The sequence below is a fragment of the Bradyrhizobium sp. genome, assembly GCF_030654605.1.
GTDB lineage: Bacteria > Pseudomonadota > Alphaproteobacteria > Rhizobiales > Xanthobacteraceae > Bradyrhizobium.
In genome coordinates, this window is record NZ_JAURXB010000226.1 from 1 (window position 1) to 21868 (window position 21868).

At 64.6% G+C, this 21868-nt stretch carries 19 protein-coding genes; 13 read left to right on the forward strand and 6 right to left on the reverse strand.

Annotated elements, in window-relative coordinates:
• The first annotated feature begins 356 nt into the window (after positions 1-356).
• From Q7U29_RS20390 to Q7U29_RS20420, 7 genes are all read left to right on the forward strand, one after another.
• On the forward strand, positions 357-3821 hold the full coding sequence (locus tag Q7U29_RS20390) for a chromosome segregation SMC family protein (protein WP_304744302.1): 3465 nt from the start codon (positions 357-359) through the stop codon (positions 3819-3821).
• Positions 3822-3978: 157 nt separating this feature from the next.
• Positions 3979-4971 carry a small ribosomal subunit Rsm22 family protein gene (locus Q7U29_RS20395; RefSeq protein WP_304744304.1) on the forward strand — a complete coding sequence of 331 codons (993 nt, stop codon included), beginning with the start codon at positions 3979-3981 and terminating at the stop codon, positions 4969-4971.
• Between the two features lie 72 nt (positions 4972-5043).
• The gene (locus Q7U29_RS20400) at positions 5044-5424 is read left to right on the forward strand and encodes a hypothetical protein (protein ID WP_304744306.1); all 381 of its coding nucleotides are present in this window, start codon (positions 5044-5046) and stop codon (positions 5422-5424) included.
• Between the two features lie 201 nt (positions 5425-5625).
• The gene (locus Q7U29_RS20405) at positions 5626-6186 is read left to right on the forward strand and encodes a LemA family protein (RefSeq protein ID WP_304744307.1); all 561 of its coding nucleotides are present in this window, start codon (positions 5626-5628) and stop codon (positions 6184-6186) included.
• A 43-nt stretch (positions 6187-6229) separates the two neighbouring features.
• Positions 6230-7432: a M48 family metallopeptidase gene (locus tag Q7U29_RS20410; protein WP_304744309.1), complete on the forward strand. Its 1203-nt coding sequence runs from the start codon at positions 6230-6232 to the stop codon at positions 7430-7432.
• 161 nt (positions 7433-7593) lie between these two features.
• Positions 7594-8352: a hypothetical protein gene (locus Q7U29_RS20415; RefSeq protein WP_304744310.1), complete on the forward strand. Its 759-nt coding sequence runs from the start codon at positions 7594-7596 to the stop codon at positions 8350-8352.
• Positions 8353-8410: 58 nt separating this feature from the next.
• Complete coding sequence (locus tag Q7U29_RS20420) at positions 8411-9079, forward strand: hypothetical protein (RefSeq protein WP_304744312.1); 669 nt, start codon at positions 8411-8413, stop codon at positions 9077-9079.
• 154 nt (positions 9080-9233) lie between these two features.
• Here the strand turns inward: Q7U29_RS20420 and Q7U29_RS20425 are convergent, their stop codons facing one another.
• Positions 9234-9773, reverse strand: a complete 540-nt coding sequence (locus Q7U29_RS20425) for an adenine phosphoribosyltransferase (protein ID WP_304744313.1) — start codon at positions 9771-9773, stop codon at positions 9234-9236.
• Between the two features lie 193 nt (positions 9774-9966).
• On the reverse strand, positions 9967-12123 hold the full coding sequence (locus Q7U29_RS20430) for an anthranilate synthase component I (protein WP_304744314.1): 2157 nt from the start codon (positions 12121-12123) through the stop codon (positions 9967-9969).
• 327 nt (positions 12124-12450) lie between these two features.
• Between Q7U29_RS20430 and Q7U29_RS20435 the strand changes: the two genes are divergently transcribed.
• Complete coding sequence (locus Q7U29_RS20435) at positions 12451-13458, forward strand: VOC family protein (RefSeq protein ID WP_304744316.1); 1008 nt, start codon at positions 12451-12453, stop codon at positions 13456-13458.
• 134 nt (positions 13459-13592) lie between these two features.
• Here the strand turns inward: Q7U29_RS20435 and Q7U29_RS20440 are convergent, their stop codons facing one another.
• The 4 genes from Q7U29_RS20440 to petA all read right to left on the reverse strand — a co-directional run bounded on the left by Q7U29_RS20440 (position 13593) and on the right by petA (position 18052).
• Positions 13593-14492, reverse strand: a complete 900-nt coding sequence (locus tag Q7U29_RS20440; RefSeq protein ID WP_304744317.1) for an NAD-dependent epimerase/dehydratase family protein — start codon at positions 14490-14492, stop codon at positions 13593-13595.
• 1 nt (position 14493) lies between these two features.
• Complete coding sequence (locus tag Q7U29_RS20445; RefSeq protein WP_304744319.1) at positions 14494-15168, reverse strand: dienelactone hydrolase family protein; 675 nt, start codon at positions 15166-15168, stop codon at positions 14494-14496.
• 218 nt (positions 15169-15386) lie between these two features.
• The gene (locus tag Q7U29_RS20450; RefSeq protein WP_304744321.1) at positions 15387-17456 is read right to left on the reverse strand and encodes a cytochrome c1; all 2070 of its coding nucleotides are present in this window, start codon (positions 17454-17456) and stop codon (positions 15387-15389) included.
• A gap of 65 nt (positions 17457-17521) precedes the next feature.
• Complete coding sequence (gene petA / locus Q7U29_RS20455; RefSeq protein WP_304744322.1) at positions 17522-18052, reverse strand: ubiquinol-cytochrome c reductase iron-sulfur subunit; 531 nt, start codon at positions 18050-18052, stop codon at positions 17522-17524.
• 276 nt (positions 18053-18328) lie between these two features.
• Here petA and Q7U29_RS20460 point away from each other — a divergent pair, with 276 nt between their 5' ends.
• From Q7U29_RS20460 to Q7U29_RS20480, 5 genes are all read left to right on the forward strand, one after another.
• Complete coding sequence (locus tag Q7U29_RS20460) at positions 18329-18799, forward strand: tRNA (cytidine(34)-2'-O)-methyltransferase (RefSeq protein ID WP_304744324.1); 471 nt, start codon at positions 18329-18331, stop codon at positions 18797-18799.
• Positions 18796-19428 carry a 7-carboxy-7-deazaguanine synthase gene (gene queE, locus Q7U29_RS20465; protein ID WP_304744325.1) on the forward strand — a complete coding sequence of 211 codons (633 nt, stop codon included), beginning with the start codon at positions 18796-18798 and terminating at the stop codon, positions 19426-19428. The genes Q7U29_RS20460 and queE overlap by 4 nt, the downstream gene beginning before the upstream one ends.
• 16 nt (positions 19429-19444) lie before the next feature.
• Positions 19445-19810: a 6-carboxytetrahydropterin synthase gene (locus tag Q7U29_RS20470; protein ID WP_304744327.1), complete on the forward strand. Its 366-nt coding sequence runs from the start codon at positions 19445-19447 to the stop codon at positions 19808-19810.
• Positions 19811-19970: 160 nt separating this feature from the next.
• Positions 19971-20858 (forward strand): oxygen-dependent coproporphyrinogen oxidase, encoded by an 888-nt coding sequence (hemF, locus tag Q7U29_RS20475; RefSeq protein ID WP_304744329.1) that lies wholly within the window; start codon positions 19971-19973, stop codon positions 20856-20858.
• 5 nt (positions 20859-20863) lie between these two features.
• Complete coding sequence (locus tag Q7U29_RS20480; RefSeq protein ID WP_370691799.1) at positions 20864-21589, forward strand: HAD family hydrolase; 726 nt, start codon at positions 20864-20866, stop codon at positions 21587-21589.
• The last annotated feature ends 279 nt before the right edge of the window (positions 21590-21868 follow it).

Consider the following 21868-nt stretch of genomic DNA (forward strand, 5'->3'; position numbering starts at 1 on the left):
CAACCACCTCGTCCAGAACCTCAGGAAACAAGGTCGCTTGATAACGCGACGCTCCGGTGACATGCGCCATCACGGCCCCCGAATCAGAAAATCCACTCCAAATGATGTTAACACACCCACTTTTCACACAGCCTGGTTCGCCGGGACGACACCGAGAGGGCCTCCTCAAAACGCTCTCAATCCTCCATAAATCCCTTGGGAAAAGCCCTTTGCGGCGGTTGCCCTCCGGCCCCGGCCTCGCCATTGTCGCGGTGCATAAGGGTTGCCCAAGCGCGACTCGGCCACACACCGACATTGCCTTCTATGGTACTGTCCCGGCAGGGAGATTCGCGTCCTGCCAACAGAGAATCGCGTCCATGAAACTGACCCGTCTTCGCCTTCACGGTTTCAAATCCTTCGTCGAACCCACCGACTTCATGATCGAGCCGGGCCTGACCGGCGTGGTGGGACCGAACGGTTGCGGCAAGTCGAACCTGGTCGAGGCGTTGCGCTGGGCGATGGGCGAAACCTCGCATAAATCGTTGCGCGCCGCCGACATGGACGCGGTGATCTTTGCCGGTTCCGGCAACCGTCCGTCGCGCAACCATGCCGAAGTGGTGATGACGATCGACAATTCCGACCGCTCGGCGCCGGCGGCGGTGAACGACCGCGAAATCCTGGAAATCTCGCGCCGGATCGAACGCGACGCCGGCTCGGTCTACCGCATCAACGGCCGCGACGTGCGCGCCCGCGACGTCCAGATCCTGTTTGCCGACGCCGCCACCGGCGCGCGTTCGCCGGCGCTGGTTCACCAGGGCAAGATCGGCGAGATCATTCAGGCCAAGCCGGAACAGCGCCGCCGCGTGCTGGAAGACGCCGCCGGCGTCGCCGGGCTGCACGCCCGCCGCCACGAGGCCGAATTGCGGCTCAAGGCGGCCGAAACCAATCTCACCCGCGTCGAGGATGTGGTCGGGCAACTCGCCGGACAGATCGACGGGTTGAAGAAGCAGGCCCGCCAGGCGATCCGCTACCGCGAAGTCGCGGCCAGGGTGCGCAAGGCCGAGGCCATGCTGTTCCATCTGCGCTGGCTGGAAGCCAATGCCGATGTCTCGGAAGGCGCCCACACCCACGACCTCACCGTCCGCGAAATGGCCGAGCGCACCCGCGAACAGGCCGAGGCCGCCCGCATCCAGGCGATCCGCGCCTCCGAACTGCCGGCCCTGCGCGAGGCGGAAGCCCGCGCCGCCGCCGGGCTGCAGCGGCTCACCAATGCGCGCGAAACCCTCGACCGCGAGGAAGAGCGCGCCAAGGAGCGCGTCTCCGAGCTCGACCGCCGGCTGATGCAGTTTTCCGCCGATATCATGCGCGAGCAGCAGCAGAGCTCGGACGCCGAGGTGGCGCTGCAGCGGCTCGAGACCGAAGACACCGAACTGAAGGAAGAGATCAAGTCGCGCGTCGAAAAGCGCAGCGGCGTCGATGAACGGGTCTCCGAGGCCGAAGCGACGCTGGCATCGGCCGAGCGGCTGTTCGCCGAACTGACCACCGTGCTCGCCGACCTCACCGCCAGGCGCAACCAGCTCGAAGGCAATGTGCGGACCCATCGCGACCGGCTGGCGCGGCTCGATCAGGAGATCGCCAACGTCGCCAGCGAGGAGCAGAAGCTGGCGCAGGAAACCAGCGGGTTCGGCGATCTTGCGGAACTTGCCGGCATCATGGAGACGGCGCAGCAGAGTCTCGCCGAATCCGAAGCCATGGCGCAGGCCAACGAGGCCGGCCATGTCGAGGCCCGCGCGCGGCTGGAAGCCGCCCGCGCGCCGCTCAACGAGGCCGACAAGCGCGTGCAGCGGCTCGAGACCGAAGCGCGCACCATTTCAAAACTGGTCAACAGCGAAACCAAGAACCTGTGGCCGCCGATCATCGACGGCGTCACCGTCGCCAAGGGCTACGAGAAGGCGATCGGCGCCGCACTCGGCGACGACCTCGACGCGCCGGTCGATCCCTCGGCGCCGATGCGCTGGACCAATTCCGGCGTCACCGAGGGCGATCCCGCGCTGCCCGAGGGCGTCGAGCCGCTGGCGGCGCATGTCGATGCGCCGATCGAGCTGGCGCGCCGCCTCGCCCAGATCGGCGTGGTGCCGAGAGAGCGCGGCGCGGAGCTGGTGTCGCAGTTGAAGACCGGCCAGCGGCTGGTGTCGCCGGAAGGCGACGTCTGGCGTTGGGACGGCTTTGTCGCGGCAGCCCATGCGCCGACCGGTGCTGCGCGGCGCCTCGCCGAGCGTGCCCGGCTGGTCGATATCGAGAACGAACTCGAGCAGGCCCGGATCGACGCCTCCGCCAAGCGTCAGCAGCTGGAATCCGCCGAGACCGCGCTGAAGGCGGCCTCCTCCGCCGAAGGTTCCGCGCGCGAGGCCTGGCGCGCCGCCCAGCGCGAGGCCGACGCCGCGCGCGAGCGCCATGCCCATGCCGAACGCGAAATCAACCGCCACGCCGCGCGAAAATCCGCGCTGACCGAAGCGCACACCCGCCTCAACGCCGACCGCGCCGAGGCCGAAAGCGCGCACGAAAGCGCTACTGCTGCGCTCGACGAATTGCCGCCCAGCCTCGACACCGAGACACGGTTGGCTGCCGTTCGCTCCGACATCGAGGGCCACCGCCGCTTCGCAGCCCAGGTACGGGCCGAAGCCCAGGCGCTGGCACGCGAGGCGGAACTCGCCGACCGCCGCCTGCAGGCCATCATTGCCGAACGCAACCAGTGGCAGGAGCGCAGGGCCGGTGCGGCCTCGCACATCTCCACCATCGAAGAGCGCATCACCGAGGTCACCGCCGAGCGCGCCGAACTCGACAATGCCCCGGCCCTGTTCGCGGAAAAGCGTCGCGCCATCATCGGCGAAATCGAAGCCGCCGAATCCGGCCGCCAGGTCGCCGCCGACGCCTTGGCCACGGCCGAGAACGCGATGGCGGAAACCGACCGCGCGGCGAAGGTTTCGCTCGAGGCGCTGTCCAGCGCGCGCGAGGCGACCGCCCGCGCCGAGGAACGCATGGAAGGCGCGCGACGCCGGCTCGCCGATATCGAGCGCGAAATCCACGATATGCTGGAAGTCGAGCCGCACGCCGTGGCCGGTCTCGCCGAGATCGAGCCGGGCGCCGACCTGCCGCCGCTGCCCGAGATCGAGGAAAACCTCGAAAAGCTGCGCCGCGACCGCGAGCGGCTCGGTGCGGTCAATCTGCGCGCCGAGGAAGAACTGCACGAGGTCGAGGCCCAGCATACGGCGCTGACGACCGAGCGCGACGACCTGGTCGAAGCCATCAAGCGGCTGCGCCAGGGCATCCAGAGTCTCAACCGCGAGGCGCGCGAGCGGCTGTTGACCTCGTTCGAAATCGTCAACAGCCATTTCAAGCGGCTGTTCGTCGAACTGTTCGGCGGCGGCGAAGCAGCGCTTCATCTGATCGAGAGCGACGATCCGCTGGAAGCCGGGCTCGAAATCATCGCCAAACCGCCCGGCAAGAAGCCGCAGACGCTGTCGCTGCTGTCAGGCGGCGAGCAGGCGCTGACCGCGCTGGCGCTGATCTTCGCGGTGTTCTTGACGAACCCCTCGCCGATCTGCGTGCTGGACGAAGTCGACGCGCCGCTCGACGACCACAATGTGGAGCGGTTCTGCAACCTGCTGCACGAGATGACCTCCTCGACCGACACCCGCTTCATCATCATCACCCATAATCCGATCACCATGGCGCGGATGAACCGGCTGTTCGGCGTCACCATGGCCGAGCGCGGCGTCTCGCAACTGGTGTCGGTCGCGCTCGATGAAGCGGTGAAGATCCTCGATCAGCACGTGGCGTGAAGCCCTTCCCTTCTCCCCTTGTGGGAGAAGGTGGCGCGCTCCTGAGCGCGCCGGATGAGGGGTTTCTATCCGCGGAGACAGACCCCTCACCCGTCTCGAATGCGCTGCGCGCATTCGATCCACCCTCTCCCACAAGGGGAGAGGGGAAGAAAGCCAGATGATCCCTCCCGACCTCCCCGCCGAGCTGAAATCCGCACTCGACGCCCGCCTGCACGGGCTGTCGCGCAACGATGCCGCCGGGCGTTCGGCCGTCATTTCGAAAACCTATCGCGATGGCGGCGGCTCCGGCGCAATCCGTTCGGAGGCCGACGCGCTCGCCTATGCGCTGGCGCGGATGCCCGCAACCTATGCCGCCGTCACGGCAAGCCTGAATGCGCTGGCTGAGATAACCCCGGACTTCGCGCCCACCAGCCTGCTCGATATCGGCGCCGGGCCGGGCACCGCCAGTTGGGCGGCGGCAGAGGCATTTTCATCGCTCTCTGCATTTGCGCTGCTCGACGCCAACAGCGCGCTGCGGGCGCTGGCGCTGGAGCTGGGCGGCGCCAGCCCGCGCCTGCGCGGCATGACCTATCAGCGGGGCGAAGCCCGCGCCGAGCTTGCCAAAGCTGGCGCCGCCGACCTCGTGGTGGCGAGCTACATGATCGGCGAGATCGGCGAGGGCGAGCGAACGGCACTCGCCGACCTGATGTGGGCCAAAACCCTCGATACGCTGCTGGTAGTCGAGCCCGGCACACCGGCGGGTTATGCGCGGATCATGGCGGTGCGCGCGCAACTGATCGCGGCGGGCGCGCATGTTGCGTCGCCCTGCCCGCATGATGGCCCGTGTCCATTGCAACCGCCCGACTGGTGTCACTTCACCCAGCGCCTGTCGCGATCCCAGGCGCATAAACAACTCAAATCCGCAGAACTTCCCTATGAGGACGAAAGATTTTCCTACGTAGCGCTGACCCGCGCGCCGGTCGCGCAACGTCCTGCCCGCGTGCTGGCGCAGCCGACCGTCAACAAGGTTGCGGTAACTGCGAAACTCTGTACCGAACAAGGCATCATCAACGCCGTTGCACCGCGCCGCGACAAGCCAGCCTATGCGCGCTTCCGAAAATATAACTGGGGTGACGCCCTCTTTGCGGACAGCCCGGCATCCGCGGAATAATTCGCCGGCTGCGGCGTTGATCTTGATGACGCGTCCGCGTCCTCAACACGCTTCATCAGGAGTACAGCTGCAATGTCCAGGACATTCGCCGCAATGGCGGCTTTGACTTTGATTCTCGCATCGACGGCGGCATCGGCGCAGATGCTGAAGATAGCCGATACGCCCAAAGGCAAGACGTTCGTCGACGCCAAGGGCATGACGCTCTATACTTTCGACAAGGACGCCGGCGGCAAGTCGATGTGCAACGGTCCCTGCGCCGAGAACTGGCCGCCGCTCGCGGCCGCCGACGACGCCAAGCCAAACGCCGACATGACCATCGTGGTCCGCGACGACGGCAAGAAGATGTGGGCTTACAAGGGCAAGCCGCTCTACACCTTCAAGAAGGACGTGGCCGCCGGCGACACCAATGGCGACGGCTTCCTGAACGGCGCCTGGCACATGGCGAAACCGTAACCCTCGATCGGAGTGTGCCTCGGATGCGGCGCTTCGCCGAAACGGCGTTGTACCGCGTCCGGGACATCCAGCCGGGTCCTTGCTTGAACTTGCTGCGCTCCTGCAGCGACCAACCGGGGCGGCATCCCTGACGGAGCCGCAGACGCGCGCCGATCTTTCATCTAGGCTGTGCGCCGGTCGTCTCATCAGGAGCTATGGGTCATGTCATCTGGCTGGATCGTTCTCGGCGTCATCATCCTTCTCGTTTTCCTCGCGTTCGCCATGTACAACCGCCTGGTGGCGCTCAGCCAGCGCGTCGGCCAGGCCTTTGCCGACATCGACGTGCAGCTCAAGCAGCGCCACGATCTGGTCCCGAACCTGGTCGAGACCGTGAAGGGCTACGCCAGCCACGAGCGCGGCACCCTGGACGACGTCATCAAGGCCCGCAACTCGGCGATGTCGGCGCAGGGCCCGGGACAGGTCGCGGCCGCGGAAAACCAGCTGAGCGGCGCGCTGGGCCGGCTGATCGCGCTGTCGGAGGCCTATCCCGACCTCAAGGCCAACGCCAACTTCCAGCAGCTGTCGAGCGAATTGTCCGACCTCGAGAACAAGATCGCGGCCGCCCGCCGCTTCTTCAACAACGCGGTCCAGGAATACAACACCGGCATCCAGCAGATGCCCGCCGCCCTGTTCGCCGGCACGTTCGGTTTCACAGCCAAGGAATTCTTCGATCTCGGCGATTCCAGGACGCAGGTCGAGGCGGTGCCGACGGTCAAGTTCTGATCGCGCAAGGCACCTTCAAAGCATCCTCGCAGAGTAGCGCAGCATGGCCGCCTACGGACTTTACACGCACATCGCATCGAACAAATTGCGTTCGATGCTGCTGCTGGCCGGGCTGTTCCTGCTGATCTACGTGCTGGTTTATGCCGGGGCGCTGCTGGCGGAAGTCGCGCTCGATAGCAACCGGCCGGTCGACTATTATCTGATGGCGGCGGGGCGCGACCTGGTGAAGGCGTTTCCCTATGCGACGGGGGCGGCGGCGCTGTGGATCGTGATCGCCTATTTCTTCCACCAGAACATGATCGACGCCGTCACCGGCGGCGAGGACGTGACGCGAAAGCAGCAGCCCAGGCTCCATAACCTGCTGGAAAACCTCTGCGTCTCCCGCGGCATCCCGATGCCGAAACTGAAGATCGTGGACAGCGACGCGCGCAACGCGTTCGCCAGCGGGCTGAACCGGCGGCAATATGCCGTCACCGTCACGACGGGGCTGTTGAAGGCGCTGAACGACCAGGAACTGGAGGCGGTGCTGGGCCACGAGCTCACCCACATCCGCAACGGCGACGTGCAGCTGATGGTGACCGCGGTGATCATCGCCGGCGTGGTCGGCTTCTTCGGCGAGCTGTTTTTCCGGATGTTCACCAATCTGAGCTGGAATTCCTCCTCTGGCGGCTCATCGTCATCGAGGTCGTCCTCTTCCTCGTCGGACAGCAACAGCAAGGGCGGCGGCGGCGCGGTCATTGTCGTCATCATCGCGGTGGCGTTGATCCTGCTGGCTTGGCTGCTGTCGCAAGTCGTCAAACTGGCGCTGTCGCGCTCGCGCGAGCTGCTGGCCGACGCCGGATCGGTCGAATTGACCAAGAACCCCGACGCCATGATCTCGGCGCTGCGCAAGATCGAGAACCGCGGCGAGCTTCCCGGCGCCACCTCGGCGGTGATGGAATTGTGCATCGACAACCCGCGCGAGGGTTTTGCCGACCTGTTCGCCACCCACCCTTCCGTGGATTCCCGGGTGCAGGCGCTGGTGAAATATGCCGGCGGACACGATTCCGGGCGGCTGGCGCTGCCGTCGGATACCGAGGATCCCGGCGCCGGCGAGCCTGAACTGACCGGATCCGGCGACCGGGCTCCTCCTCCCCTGCCAGGAGGCTCCTGGAGCGACGCCGCCGCGCCCGGAGGCCTTGCCGCTGGCACGCCGCAGGATGCCTCGACGGCCGCTTCCCGCGATCCATGGGCCAAGCCCGTGTGATTCGTGCCCCGTGCCACGCGGCCTCGACGAAATCCCCCACGATTAAAGCCGCGGGCGGCTTAATGAATTGAATTCCCCCTTGTTTCTGCCATGTTCGCGCCCAAAGCAGGTATAGGGACTGGCGGGTCGTTTCCGCGATCCGGGGCGCATAAGGGAAATTCATGACGACGAAGCCGGTAGTGATCGTGGTGGGCGCGGACAAGGGCGGGGTCGGCAAGACCACGGTGTCGCGGACCCTGCTGGATTATTTCAGCGCCAACAACATCCCCACCCGGGCCTTCGACACCGAGTCGCCGCGCGGCACCCTGATGCGCTTCCACCCCGACATCACCGAGATCGTCGACATGACGACGACCGCGGACCAGATGAAGATCTTCGATACGCTGAATGCGGCGAGCCCCTCCGTCACCGTGATCGACGTCCGCGCCGGACTGCTGTCGCCGGCGCTGGCCTCGCTCCGCGACATCGGCTTTCTCGACGCCGCCAAGTCCGGGCAGATCACCTTTGCCGTGTTCCATATACTGGGCCCCTCGATCGCCTCGCTGGACGAAATCGCCCAGACCGCCAACTTCATGCAGGGCGCCAAATATTTCCTGGTGAAGAACTTCATCAACGATACCCAGTTCTTCCAGTGGGACCAGGCGACCTACAATTCCTATTTCCACCGTATCAAGGACGCAACCGAGCTCACCATCCCCAAGCTCAACGAAATGGCCTACGAGCAGGTCGAGGTCTCCTCGGTGCCGTTCCTCAAATTCGTCGCCAACAAGGGCGTCCACGACGAGGCCGCGAACTATTCGTTCGTGCTGCGCGGCTATGTCCGGCACTGGCTGGCCAATGTCTGGAGCGAGTTCGACCGCATCAAGCTGACCGACCTGGTCGGCTCGGGCAAATCGGTGACGCGCGGCGGCGAAAAATAATTGCGCAAACGGCTGCTATTTGGCTGGATCGGGCGCCGAATTCGCCTGATATAGCCCAATGTACCGCACGCCCGTCTTCATCATCTGCTCGCCCCGCCCGCTGGTCGGCAAGACGCTGATCGCGCGGCTGTTGACCGAATTCCTGCTGCTGAAGCACGGCACGGTCGCGGCCTTCGACATCAATCTGAAAGAGCCGTCGCTGCTGGACTTCCTGCCCGGGGTCACCGAGACCGCCGACGTCATCGACACCTTCGGAAAAATGCAGCTGATGGACCGTCTGATCGTCAATGACGGGGTCGGCAAGGTCATCGACCTCGGCTTTCACGCCTTCGACGAGTTCTTCAAGATGACCGGGGAAATCGGCTTCATGAAGGAGGCGGCGCGGCGCGGCGTCTCGCCGATCATCCTGTTCGTCGCCGATACCGACCGCGTCTCGGCGCGCGCCTTTCCCATGCTGCAGCAGCAGATTCCGCCGAACGCGCTGATCACCATCGACAACGAACATATCGTGCGTGGCGAACTGCCGCCGGCCATGGGCAAGGGGCGCGTGCTGCGCATCGCCGCCCTGCCGGTGTTCCTGAAGACCTATATCGACCGGCTGACCTTCTCGTTCACCGGCTATCTGCGCAACGAGAAGGATTCATCGACCGAATTGCATCAGTGGATCCGCGCGAACTACACCAGCTTTCGCGAGCTGGAGCTGAATTTGCTGCTGCAGGGGTCGTGATCTCGTCGTCCCGGACAAGCGAGCGTTAGCGAACGCAGATCCGCGGCCTATCGTTGCGGCACGCGGGTAGCCACCGTCATCCAACAACAGACGCCCGGGATTATAGGTCCCTGCGTTCGCAGGGACGACGAATGGAGAGTTCAGTGTTGAACGCTCAATGCCCCTCGAATGCCATCAGCGTTCGCACCGGCACGCCCATCGCCCGAATCTTCGCCGCACCGCCGAGATCCGGCAGGTCGATGATGAAGCAGGCCGCCACCACGTCGGCGCCGATCTGGCGCAGCAGTTTCACAGCGCCTTCCGCGGTGCCGCCGGTGGCGATCAAATCGTCGACCACGATCACCCGCTCGCCCGGCTTGATGGCATCGGCGTGCATTTCCATTTCGTCGAGGCCGTATTCCAGCGAATAGGCGATGCGCACGGTGGTATGCGGCAGCTTGCCCTTCTTGCGGATCGGCACGAAGCCGGCCGAGACCTGATGCGCCACCGCGCCGCCGATGATGAAACCGCGCGCCTCGATGCCGGCGACCTTGTCGATCTTGGAACCGGCCCAGGGATCGACCAGCTGATCGACCGCGCGGCGGAACGCGCGGGGATCGCCGAGCAGCGTGGTGATGTCGCGAAACAGGATCCCCGGCTTGGGGTAATCCGGAATGGTGCGGACGGTGGCCTTCAGATCGTGTTCAAAAGTCATCGGGTTCTCTTCTCCTCTATGTCGTTACCGAGCGCAGCGAAGCAGCAGGACTGTCGTCGCCCGGCTTGACCGGGCGATCCAGTACGCCGCGGCGTCTCAGCACTATGAATGGCGTCTCTGGAATACTGGGTCGCCCGGTCAAGCCGGGCGATGACAACGGTGTTTGTTTCACCCAGTAACCCTCTTAATTGACTTACACTCCCAGCCGGAACGCGTTTTCCACGATGCGCAAACCGACTTCGCCGCCGAGTGACATCAGCGACTCCGGATGAAACTGCACGCCGCCGACCGGCAAGGTCTTGTGTTCGATCGCCATCGCCACGCCGTCCTCGGTGCTCGCGGTGACGCTGAGCACGTCGGGCATGCTGTCGCGCTCGACATAGAGCGAATGATAGCGGCCGATCACGATTTCACTGGGCAGGTTCTGCATCAGGCGCCCGCCGCGCACCTGGACCCGCGACGGCCGGCCATGCGCGGGCTGGCCGAGCTGGCCGAGTTGGCCGCCAAAATATTCGCCGATCGCCTGCACGCCGAGGCACACGCCGAAGATCGGCAACTTCCTGTCGAGCGCGGTATCGATGGTTTTTGAGATGGCAAAATCCTCCGGGCGGCCCGGCCCCGGAGACAGCACCAGCAGATCGTAGGCGTTCTGCTTCAGCATCTGCTGGGCGTGGATGTGCCGCACCACCGTCACGGTCGCGCCGACCTGGCGGAAATAATCCGCCAGCATATGCACAAAGCTGTCGTCATGGTCGATCAGCAGCACCCGCTTGCCCGAACCCGTGGCATCGGGCGCGATGCTCGACAGCGGCTTTGCAGGATCGCCGCGCAGCGCCTGGAACAGCGCGGCGGCCTTGACCTGGCATTCCCGGTCCTCGGCGGCGGGGTCCGAGTCGAACAGGCAGGTGGCGCCGACCCGCACTTCGGCGAGGCCGTCCTTCATCCTGATGGTGCGGATGGTCAGGCCCGTGTTGATGCTGCCATCAAAATTCACCGCGCCGATCGCGCCGGCATACCAGCGCCGCGACGAGCGCTCATTGTCCTCGACGAACTGCATCGCCCACAATTTCGGCGCGCCGGTCACCGTTACCGCCCAGGCGTGGGTCAGGAACGCATCGAGCGAATCGAAGCCCGGCCGCAGAATGCCTTCGACATGATCGACGGTGTGGAACAGTTTCGAGTAGGTCTCGATCTGCCGCCGCGCCAGAACTTTTATCGTGCCGGGCACGCAGACCCGCGCCTTGTCGTTGCGGTCGACGTCGGTGCACATGTTGAGTTCGAATTCGTCCTTCTCCGAATTCAGGAGTTGCCGGATCTGCTCGGCATCGCCGATCGCATCGACGCCACGCGCGATGGTGCCGGAGATCGGGCAGGTCTCGACCCGCCTGCCGTCGGAGCGCACGAACATCTCCGGCGAAGCCGCGACCAGGAACTCGCCCTCGCCGAGATTCATCAGCGCGCCATAGGGCGACGGGTTGATCCGGCACAGCCGCTGGAACACTTCCGCCGGCGAGCGCTCGCAGGGCTCGGCGAACAGCTGCCCCGGCACTGCCTCGAACAGGTCGCCGCGCGCGAAGGCGGCCCGCGCCTTCTCGACGGTGGCCTGATATTCGCCGGCCGCGTGATCGGCAAATCCCTGCCGCGGCGTCTGGGCGTAGCCGCTCTCGGCGGTTTCGCGCGGCAGGCCCTCGGTGAACTGGCCGTTCCAGGCAAAGTCGTAGCTCAGCACCACGCCGCGCCCGGTGGCGCGGTCATAGGCCAGCAGGCGATCCGGCACGTAGAGCACGATGTCGCGCTGGTCGGCCTCGCGCGCCCGCTTCTGCACGAGGTCCTCGATCTGGAACACGAGATCATAGGCGAAGGCGCCGAACAGGCCGAGCAAGGGATCATCATTGGCGCCGAGGGCGGCGACGAGATCGCGCACCAGCGACATCACGCTGGCGCGGCGGGTGCGCTGGTCTTCGTCGACCGGGGCTGCGCCGCGCACGATATGGCCCCTGAGCTCGGTCGCGCTTTTCCCGGTCATGACGACGCAGGGCTGGCGCAGCACGTCACCGAGGAACGCGATCAGCACCTCGCCGCGCGCGTTCAGCGCCTGCAGCGAGAAATCGGCGCCGCTGGTCTGCAGCCACAGCGGCGGATCCGAGAAGCCGAGGTCAAAACTCTCGTAGCGGCCGGGCACCGTGGTGCCCGACGACAGCACCACCCCGCGGCGGCGGTCGAGCTGGTCGATCAGGTCGTCGAGCCGCTTGGCGTCGCCCGTGAACTGTTCGACGTTCCGCGTCACCGCAAGCCCGCCACGGGTGCGATATTCGCTGTGGTCCGGCAGGGAAAAGGCTGTCCTGTTCATGTGATCCTCTTACGAAACTTAGCGAGGGAGCGCCATGCAGGACAAACAAAAGGGCCGTCGCACTGCGATGACGGCCTCTGACGATTTGGGAAAATGAAATCGCACCGGCCACCTCTCAGGAGGTGCGCCACCAAAGACGGGTTGGGCGGACGACGGTGCTCATGGCGGCTAGACACCATGCCGGAGCTGAAACGTCAAGGGAGGCGGCGGCGCGCCCCGGGCGGTTTCGGGCCGATCTTTTGGTGTCGAAAGCCCAGAAATATGCGTAGGATTTGAGCAAGCCGGATGCGTCCGATCATTCGGATTAGCAATAAAACGGAGGCGACGATGCCGATACAGGCGCTGGGATATGCCGGATTCGGATCGACTGATCTGGACGACTGGCGGCAGTTCGGCACCGGGCTGGTCGGCCTGCAGGCGGTGGAGCGCGGCAATTCCCTCTTGGCGTTCCGGATGGACGACCGCAAGCAGCGCATCGTCATCGACCGCGCGATGCCGGACGGAGGGCGCTTCTTCGGCTGGGAGGTCAAGGATGCGGCCGATCTGGATGCCCTCGCCGCCCGGCTCGAAAAGGCCGGAATCGAGATCACGGCAGAACCGCGGACGCTGGCCGATGCAAGGCGTGTGGGAGGCCTGATTTCATTCGCCGACCCGGAGGGCAATCGGCTGGAGGCATTTTACGACGCCGAGATCGACGAGACGCCGTTTCGGCCCGGCCGCTCGATTTCCGGCTTTCGCACCGGCCCGCTCGGCCTCGGCCACGCGGTGCTGACGGTACGGAATATCGACCCGATGATGGCGTTCTATGTCGACCTGCTCGGCTTCGGGCTCTCTGACTACATCGAAAAGCCGTTCCGCGCCTATTTCTTCCATGTCAACGCGCGCCACCACAGCCTCGCGATGATCGAGACCGGCAAGAGCGGCATGCATCATCTGATGGTGGAGTTTTTCTCGCTCGACGATGTCGGGCAGGCCTATGACGTGGCGATGACGCAGGAGGATCGCGTCGGCGTCACGCTGGGACGCCACACCAACGATTTCATGACCTCGTTCTACGCCAAGTCGCCGTCCTCCTTCATGATCGAATGCGGCTGGGGCGGCCGCGAGATCGATCCCGGCAACTGGCAGCCGATCGAGATGTTCGACGGCCCGAGCCTGTGGGGTCATGAGCGCGTCTGGCTGCCGCCGGAAGACCGCGAGCTGGCGCGCCAGATGCGCATGCGCGCCGCGGCCGAAGGCCGCCGCGCGCCGGTGCAGGTGATGGAGGGCAATTACAAGCTGATGTCGGGGACGTGCGCCTGGTGGGACGGAGTGAGCAAGGGCCGCGCCGAATAACAGCTGTCGTCCCTGCGAACGCAGGGACCCATAGCCACAGGTCGCGGCTGTCGGACGAAGGCGTCCATCACATCGTTTCGATTACAACCGCCGCGGCGTATGGGTCCCTGCGTTCGCAGGGACGACGGCGAGATTTACCCGCGATCACAGCCCTGCTCAATCTCCTCGATCACGCCGCGCGCCGTCGGCGTCCAGCCGAGCTGCCGGGCCCGCTTGGCGCGCACCCGGCTGTTCGATGCCATGGTGTTCTCGGCGGCGCCCTCGCCCCATTCGGCGGCGGCCTCCGCCATCGAGATCGCGGCCGGCGGGCCCTGAAAGCCCAGCATGCGGTTGATGGATTCGCAGAGTTCGCGCATCGAATGCTCGCCGTTCTCGGCAAAATAGAATGACCCGGCCGGGGCCTTCTCGATCGCGAGCGCATAGAGCGTCACGAGATCGTCGATATGGACGTCCGACCAGATGTTTTCGCCGGGCCCGGCGTGCGCGGCATTGCCGCGCTTCTTGGCGAGCTTGATCAGATAGGGCACCTGCACGCTGTCAGGCTTGATGCCAAGGCCTGCCCCATAGATCAGGCTCGGACAGATGATGACGGGACGGCAGCCCTTGTCGCGATATGACAGGATGAACTCGTTCAACGCGACCCGCGCCGCTCGCGCTGATGATGGCGTGAAGGGCGTGTCTTCATCGAACACCGCATCGGAGCGCTCGCCGCGGGCGGGCGTGCCGACGATGCTCGACCCCGAGGTGTGGATGAACGGCTTTCCGCTCCCCGCCACCGCATCGAGCAAGGCGACGACCGCGCCCTTGTGGTCGGCGCTGGCGGCATTGACGACGACATCGGCGGCTTTCGCTGCCTGCGAAAGAACAGCCGCATCATCCAGCGTTCCCAGCACCGGCTCGATGCCCCGGGCGCGAACCGCGTCGGCCTTGTCCTGCGAGCGAACCAGGCCGGACACCTGGTGTCCGGCCGCGACGAGATGGGCCGCCACCGATCCGCCGATATAGCCCGACGCGCCTGTGCAAAAGATCTTCATCTCAGCCGAGATGCTTCTTGAAGAATTCCGTCGCCCGGCCCCAGGCCAGCTCGGCGGCCTCCCGGTCGTGCACCGACTGGCGCTGCTCGTTGACGAAGGCGTGCTCGGCGTCATAGCGGAACAGCTCGAGCGACTTGCCGGCGGCCTTCATTGCTTTCTCGAAGCCATCGACCAGCGCCGGCGTGCACCAGTCGTCCTTGTTGGCAAAATGCGCCTGCAGCGGAATTTTCACGTCGGCGGGGTTTGCCGCCGCCTCCGGCGGGATGCCATAGAACACCACGCCGGCGGCGAGTTCGGGAATTTTGGTGGCGCCGATGATGGTCACGGCACCTCCGAGGCAGAAGCCGGTCAGGCCGACCTTGGCGCCGTTCCTGGCCAGATATTGCGCGGCGCCGCGCACGGTCTGGGTGGTCGCATCCATGAAATCCAGTGAGTTCATCTGCGCGTTGGCGGCGTCGGTGTCGTGATAGGGCACCACCGTGCCCTTGTAGAGATCGGGCGCCAGCGCATCGAAGCCCGCCAACGCGAAGCGGTCGCACAACCCCTTGATCTGATCGGAAAGCCCCCACCATTCCTGGATCACCACCACACCCGGCGCATTGCCGCGCGCGGCGTTGGCGAGATAGCCGCCGGCATCCTTGCCGTCCGGACGTTTGAACGTGATGCTGGTACCCATGGGTTCCTCCGGGGATTTTCTGGCGGGATGGTTTGGCGGCTATTTTGACCGTTGCGGGACCGGGATGCAATCACACTCGGTCATTCCGGAATGGTGCGTAAGCACCATGTCCGGAATCTCGAGATTCCGGGTTCGATGCTGCGCATCGCCCCGGAATGACGGCCCAACAAAAAAGCCCCCGCAGGGGCTTTTCCGAATTCACATTGCCAACGAAGAGATCAATGCGCGTCGGCCCAGATCTTCTTCTTGGTGAAGTAGAGCAGGCCGGTGAGCAGGATCAGGAATACGAACACCTGCATGCCCAGTTTCTTGCGCGCTTCCATGTGCGGCTCCGCGGTCCACATCAGGAACGTGGTGACGTCCTTGGCGTATTGCGCCACCGTTGCCGGCGAGCCGTCGTCGTAGGTGACCTGACCGTCACTGAGCGGGTTCGGCATCTTGATGGCGTGGCCGGGGAAATACTTGTTGTAGGAGGAGCCCTCCGGCAGCGTGAACCCGGCCGGCGGTTTCTCCTCATAGCCCTGCAACAGCCCGCTGACGTAGTTCGGACCCTGCTCCTGGAACTGGGTGAAGAGGTCCACGACGAACATCGGGAAGCCGCGCGGGTAAGAACGCGCCTTGGTGATCAGCGACAGGTCCGGCGGCAACGCACCGCCATTGGCCGCCCGCGCCGCGTTGTCGTTCGGGAACGGCGACGGGAAGTAATCGGCGGGCCGGCCGGGCCGCTCGAACATGTCGCCCGCATCGTTCGGGCCGTCCTTGACCTTGTACTCGGAAGCGAACGCCGCCGCCTGCGCGACCGTAAAGCCGGGACCACCGGGGTCGGCGAGATTGCGGAACGCAATATAGGACAGTCCGTGGCAGGACGCGCAGACTTCCTTGTAGACCTTGAGGCCGCGCTGCATCGCGCCGCGGTCGAACTTGCCGAACGGACCTGCGAACGACCATTGCTGCGACGGCGGCGCTGCCTGCCCTTCCGCCGCCAGGGCGCCTGGCGCGCTTCCGGCGAACAGGGCGCCCGCGACCGCAAGCGCGATCACGGTGGACACCATCGGCGCCGACTTGCCGGCTTTGGCCAGCACGTCGTCGGCGATCGAATTCGGCACCGGCCTCGGCTTTTCGATCCGGCTCAGCAGCGGCAGCACGATCAGGAAGTAGGCGAAGTAGCAGAACGTCAGCACGCGGCCGGCGATCACGTAGATGCCTTCGGCGGGCTTGGCACCGAGCCATCCGAGCAGCACGCAGACCACGACGAAGATCCAGAAGAACTGCTTCGCCAGCGGGCGGTACTTCGACGATTTGGTCCGGGCGGTGTCGAGCCAGGGCAGGAAAGCCAGAACCAGGATCGCACCGAACATCGCCACCACACCGGCGAGCTTGTTCGGGATCGAGCGCAGGATCGCGTAGAACGGCAAATAGTACCATTCCGGCACGATGTGCGCCGGCGTCACGCCGGGATTGGCCGGGATGTAGTTGTCGGCCTCGCCGAGATAGTTCGGCATGTAGAAGATGAACCAGGCGAAGAACAGCATGAAGCAGGAGACCCCGAACGCGTCCTTCATGGTCGCGTAGGGCGTGAACGGCACGGTGTCCTTTTCCGTCTTCGGCTCGACGCCCGCCGGATTGTTCTGACCGGCGACGTGCAGCGCCCAGACGTGCAGCACCACCACGCCGGCGATCACGAACGGCAGCAGATAATGCAGCGAGAAGAACCGGTTCAGCGTCGGATTGCCGACCGAATAGCCGCCCCACAGCAGGGTGACGATGCTGTCGCCGACATAGGGAATGGCGGAGAACAGGTTGGTGATGACGGTGGCGCCCCAGAAGCTCATCTGGCCCCACGGCAGCACGTAGCCCATGAAGCCGGAGGCCTTCATCAAGAGGTAGATGATGACGCCGAGAATCCACAGGATCTCGCGCGGCTCCTTGTATGACCCGTAATACAGGCCGCGGAACATGTGGATGTACACCGCAACGAAGAACATCGAGGCGCCGGTGGCGTGCATGTTGCGCAGCAGCCAACCGTAATTCACGTCGCGCACGATGCTCTCGACCGACTTGAAGGCCATGTCGACATGCGGCGTGTAATGCATCGCCAGGATCACGCCGGTGATGATCTGCACCCCGAGCATCATCGAGAGGATGGCACCGAAGGTCCACCAGTAGTTCAGGTTGCGCGGCGTCGGATAGGCCACGAACGAGGAATGCATAAGTCCCAAGATCGGGAGGCGCCGTTCAATCCACTTCAATGCGGGATTGGTCGGCTGGTAGTCGGATGGTCCGCTCATGGTGCGATCCCTAGGGAAATTGGACGACGCGACGGGCTCAGAGTCTCGGATGTCAGATCCGAGGCTCAACCGATCTGGATTTTGGTATCGGAAACGAATTGATAGGGCGGCACCGGCAGGTTGGTAGGTGCCGGTCCCGACCGGATGCGGCCCGAGGTGTCGTATACCGAACCATGGCAAGGACAGAAGAAGCCGTCGTACTGCCCCTCATGGGCGATCGGGATGCAGCCGAGATGGGTGCAGATGCCGATCACGACCAGCCACTGGTCGTGGCCCGGCTTGACGCGGGCCTCGTCGCTTTGCGGATCCGGAAGGCTGGCGACCGACACCTTGCGGGCTTCGTCGATCTGCTTCTTGGTGCGGTGGCTGACGAAGATCGGCTTGCCGCGCCAGAACACCTTGATGTCCTGCCCCTCGGCGATCGGCGCCAGATCGACTTCGATCGGCGCACCGGCCGCGATGGTCGAGGCGTCCGGATTCATCTGCGTGATGAAGGGCACCAATGTCATCGCCCCGCCGACCGCGGCGACGGATCCCGTTGCAACAAAGAGGAAATCACGGCGTGTCGGATGATCCGCCGAAGACGCTGTCGTCACGATCCCAATCCCTTTCTTGTCCGCAGCCGGTGGAACCGCCCCAGGGAACGTCAATACGAACCGGAGGAGGCTGCCGGCGCCCGCGACCCCCGCGGCGGCAGAAAGACCACTTTTCCCGCCCAATCGGGCGGAACAAGCAGTCCAGAATCGTTCTATTGGCACCCTTGCCGGAAGAGCGCAAGCCCGCTATCGGCTCCCATGCGTGCAATGCACTAATTCCGCACCGCGCGGCGAATATTCAGACATTTCATGGAGCCCTCAACGGGCGGTCAGATCATGCAGGTTGCGCTTTTCCAGCCCGACATCCCCCAGAACACGGGGACGATTCTGCGCCTTTGCGCCTGCCTGGACGTATCCGCCCATATTATCGAACCCGCCGGCTTCCCGGTGTCGGACCGGCACTTCCGCCGGGCCGGCATGGACTATCTCGACCAGGTAACCATCATGCGCCACGACTCGTGGTCAAAATTCGAGCATTGGCGTAACGAACAGGGCTATCGCCTGATCCTGTTCACGACCAAAAGCCCCGGCTGCTACCTTGATTACCGCTATAAGGCGGATGACATCCTGCTGTTCGGGCGCGAATCCGCCGGGGTTCCCGACGAAGTGGTGGCCGCGTCCGACGCGCGGGTGGTGATCCCGATCAAGCCCGGTCTGCGTTCGCTCAACGTCGCGGTCGCAGCGGCAATGGCACTGGGCGAGGCCCTGCGGCAAACCAGTTCCGCAACCATGGAGACGGCGCGTTGAGTTACGCGGTCAAGGAGATCTTTCTGACCCTGCAGGGCGAAGGCGCGCATGCCGGCCGCGCGGCGGTGTTTTGCCGATTCTCGGGCTGCAATCTCTGGAGCGGCCGCGAGCAGGACCGCGCCAGCGCGACCTGCCGGTTCTGCGACACCGACTTTGTCGGCACAGACGGCACGCTGGGCGGCCGCTACGCCTCGGCTGACGAACTCGCCGATACCATTGCCAGCCAATGGGCCGGCGAGCACGGACATCGCTATGTGGTGTTGACCGGCGGCGAGCCGCTGCTGCAGGTCGATGCCGACTTCATCGAAGCCCTGCACGCGCGAGGCTTTGAAATCGGCATCGAGACCAACGGCACGATCGAGCCGCCGGCTGGCCTGGACTGGATCTGCGTCAGCCCGAAGGCCGGCGCGGAATTGCTGGTCCGGCGAGGCCACGAACTCAAGCTGATCTACCCGCAGGCGGACGCCATGCCCGCGGCCTTCGCGGATCTCGCCTTCGAACGATTCTCGCTGCAGCCGATGGATGGCCCCGATATCGGGGCCAATACGGAGAGCGCGGTCGACTATTGCATGCGCCACCCGCAATGGCGGCTCAGCCTGCAGACGCACAAGACACTCGGCATCAGATAAGGGTTGGACTTTCAGAATGTGGGAACTGACAAAATCGTTCCGGTTCGAGGCGGCGCACGCGCTGTCGGGAACGACGCTGGGCGACGCCAGCATGGAAATTCACGGCCACTCGTTCCGCGCCGAGGTCACGATCCGCGGCACACCGGATCCCGCCACCGGGATGGTGATGGATCTCGGCCTGCTCGACCGCAGCATGGCGGAGGTGCAGAAAATCCTCGACCACAAACTGCTCAACAAGATCGAGGCGCTGGGGCAGCCGACGCTGGAAAACCTGTCGCGCTTCATCTGGGAGCGGGTGGCGCATGCCGGCAAGCTCGCCCGCGTCAGCGTACACCGCGACAGCTGCAACGAAAGCTGCACCTATTACGGTCCGCAGGGGTAGGTTTAAGTCTCAACGTCATTGCGAGGAGCACTTGCGACGAAGCAATCCATTCTTCTTTCTTTTTGTTGCACGATGGATTGCTTCGTGGAGTTTATCATCGGGCGCGCATTCGCGCGACCCGGTGGCTCGCAAAGACGGAAGGAAACATCAGGAATTCCATATGGATCTATCCGTGATCGAGGATCGCAAAACGCTGGCGCGGAGCTGGTTCGAACGGCTGCGCGATGACCTCTGCGCGGCGTTCGAAAAACTGGAAGACGACGCCCCGGCGTCGCTCTATCCGGGCGGCGCGGGCCGCTTCGTGCGCACGCCGTGGGACCGCACCGACCATACCGGCCAGCCCGGCGGCGGCGGCGTAATGTCGGTGATGCGCGGAAAACTGTTCGAGAAGGTCGGCGTGCACTGCTCGACCGTGCATGGCGAGTTCGCCCCCGAATTCCGCGCGCAGATTCCAGGCGCTGCCGATGATCCCCGGTTCTGGGCCTCAGGCGTTTCGCTGATCGCGCATATGCGCAATCCGAACGTCCCGGCGGTGCACATGAACACCCGCTTCGTCGTCACCACCAAATCATGGTTCGGCGGCGGCGCGGATCTGACGCCGGTGCTCGACCGGCGGCGTACCCAATCCGATCCCGACACCGTCGCCTTTCACACCGCGATGCAGGCCGCCTGCGACGCGCACAACGCGGTGGCCGATTACGACAAGCTCAAGAAGTGGTGCGACGAGTATTTCTATCTGCCGCATCGCAAGGAAGCACGCGGCATCGGCGGCATCTTTTACGACTGGCTCGACTCCGGCGACTGGGATGCCGACCTGGCGTTCACCCAGGACGTCGGCCGCGCCTTCCTGAAAGTTTATCCCGAACTGGTGCGGCGCAATTTCGAGATGCCGTGGAGCGCCGAAGACCGCGAGGAGCAGCTGGTCCGGCGCGGGCGTTACGTCGAATTCAACCTGTTGTATGATCGCGGCACCATCTTCGGGCTGAAAACCGGCGGCAACGTCGATTCCATCCTGTCGTCGATGCCGCCCGAAGTGAAATGGCCTTGAATAAAATGACGCCCCTGCCCCGCGCGATGCTGATCGATATGGACGACACCATCCTGTCCGCCTATGGCCGGCCGGAGATCGCCTGGAACAAGGTCGCGGCGGAATTTTCCAACGAATTGGCACCGTTGTCATCGCAGCAGGTCGCCTCCGCGGTGCTGGAGTCGGGCCGCAGGTTCTGGACGACGGCGGAGGCGGCATGGCGACTGAAACTCGCTGAAGCGAGGCAGGTGGTCGTCAAGGATGCCTTTGCCGTGCTGGCCGCCGCCGGCCAGCCAGCCTTGCCTGGAGATCTTGCCGTCCGGCTCGCCGACCGCCTGACCGCCTATCGCGAAGAAGAGATGTTCATGTTTCCGGGCGCGCATGACGCGATCGACGCCCTGAAGGCGCGCGGCATCAAGCTGGCGCTGGTGACCAACGGCGCCGCCGACACCCAGCGCGCCAAGGTGGAGCGCTTCGAGCTGGCGCACCGGTTCGACCACATCCAGATCGAGGGCGAGCATGGTTTTGGCAAGCCGGAGGAGCGCGCCTATCTGCACGCCATGCAGGCGCTCGGCGTGACGGCGCCCGATACCTGGATGATCGGCGACAATCTGGAATGGGAAATCGAAGTGCCGCAGCGCCTCGGCATCTATGCGATCTGGATGGACGCGCATGGCGACGGCCTGCCCGCCGACACCCATGTCAGGCCCGACCGCATCATCCGGTCGCTGACGGAACTGCTGCCGGCCTGAGCCGCCTGAAGCCGACCCGGGCCCGCCCCCAACCAAAAATATCGAAAACAACCCCATGCACAGATACAGACCCGTTGGCTGGCATGGGGTTATGCCGGAGACACCATTTGACACGTCGGGCAAATCACCGGCACTAATCTAGTGTTCTGACTCATTCATTTGCATCCCGTTTTGCGATGACGAGCGCTTTTTTGGCTCGGCGGTGCTTTGCGAGGATGGATTTGGCGCTGGCGGTCCACTTGAAGGGCTTTGGGTTTTGGTTTCGATGCTCGATCCACT

What these genes read in the sequence shown, in the direction of transcription:
- Q7U29_RS20390 (WP_304744302.1), top strand. Translation starts at nt 357, where the DNA reads ATGAAACTGACCCGTCTTCGCCTTCACGGTTTCAAATCCTTCGTCGAA.
- Q7U29_RS20395 (WP_304744304.1), top strand. Translation starts at nt 3,979, where the DNA reads ATGATCCCTCCCGACCTCCCCGCCGAGCTGAAATCCGCACTCGACGCC.
- Q7U29_RS20400 (WP_304744306.1), top strand. Translation starts at nt 5,044, where the DNA reads ATGTCCAGGACATTCGCCGCAATGGCGGCTTTGACTTTGATTCTCGCA.
- Q7U29_RS20405 (WP_304744307.1), top strand. Translation starts at nt 5,626, where the DNA reads ATGTCATCTGGCTGGATCGTTCTCGGCGTCATCATCCTTCTCGTTTTC.
- Q7U29_RS20410 (WP_304744309.1), top strand. Translation starts at nt 6,230, where the DNA reads ATGGCCGCCTACGGACTTTACACGCACATCGCATCGAACAAATTGCGT.
- Q7U29_RS20415 (WP_304744310.1), top strand. Translation starts at nt 7,594, where the DNA reads ATGACGACGAAGCCGGTAGTGATCGTGGTGGGCGCGGACAAGGGCGGG.
- Q7U29_RS20420 (WP_304744312.1), top strand. Translation starts at nt 8,411, where the DNA reads ATGTACCGCACGCCCGTCTTCATCATCTGCTCGCCCCGCCCGCTGGTC.
- Q7U29_RS20425 (WP_304744313.1), bottom strand. Translation starts at nt 9,773, where the DNA reads ATGACTTTTGAACACGATCTGAAGGCCACCGTCCGCACCATTCCGGAT.
- Q7U29_RS20430 (WP_304744314.1), bottom strand. Translation starts at nt 12,123, where the DNA reads ATGAACAGGACAGCCTTTTCCCTGCCGGACCACAGCGAATATCGCACC.
- Q7U29_RS20435 (WP_304744316.1), top strand. Translation starts at nt 12,451, where the DNA reads ATGCCGATACAGGCGCTGGGATATGCCGGATTCGGATCGACTGATCTG.
- Q7U29_RS20440 (WP_304744317.1), bottom strand. Translation starts at nt 14,492, where the DNA reads ATGAAGATCTTTTGCACAGGCGCGTCGGGCTATATCGGCGGATCGGTG.
- Q7U29_RS20445 (WP_304744319.1), bottom strand. Translation starts at nt 15,168, where the DNA reads ATGGGTACCAGCATCACGTTCAAACGTCCGGACGGCAAGGATGCCGGC.
- Q7U29_RS20450 (WP_304744321.1), bottom strand. Translation starts at nt 17,456, where the DNA reads ATGAGCGGACCATCCGACTACCAGCCGACCAATCCCGCATTGAAGTGG.
- Q7U29_RS20460 (WP_304744324.1), top strand. Translation starts at nt 18,329, where the DNA reads ATGCAGGTTGCGCTTTTCCAGCCCGACATCCCCCAGAACACGGGGACG.
- Q7U29_RS20470 (WP_304744327.1), top strand. Translation starts at nt 19,445, where the DNA reads ATGTGGGAACTGACAAAATCGTTCCGGTTCGAGGCGGCGCACGCGCTG.
- hemF (WP_304744329.1), top strand. Translation starts at nt 19,971, where the DNA reads ATGGATCTATCCGTGATCGAGGATCGCAAAACGCTGGCGCGGAGCTGG.
- Q7U29_RS20480 (WP_370691799.1), top strand. Translation starts at nt 20,864, where the DNA reads ATGACGCCCCTGCCCCGCGCGATGCTGATCGATATGGACGACACCATC.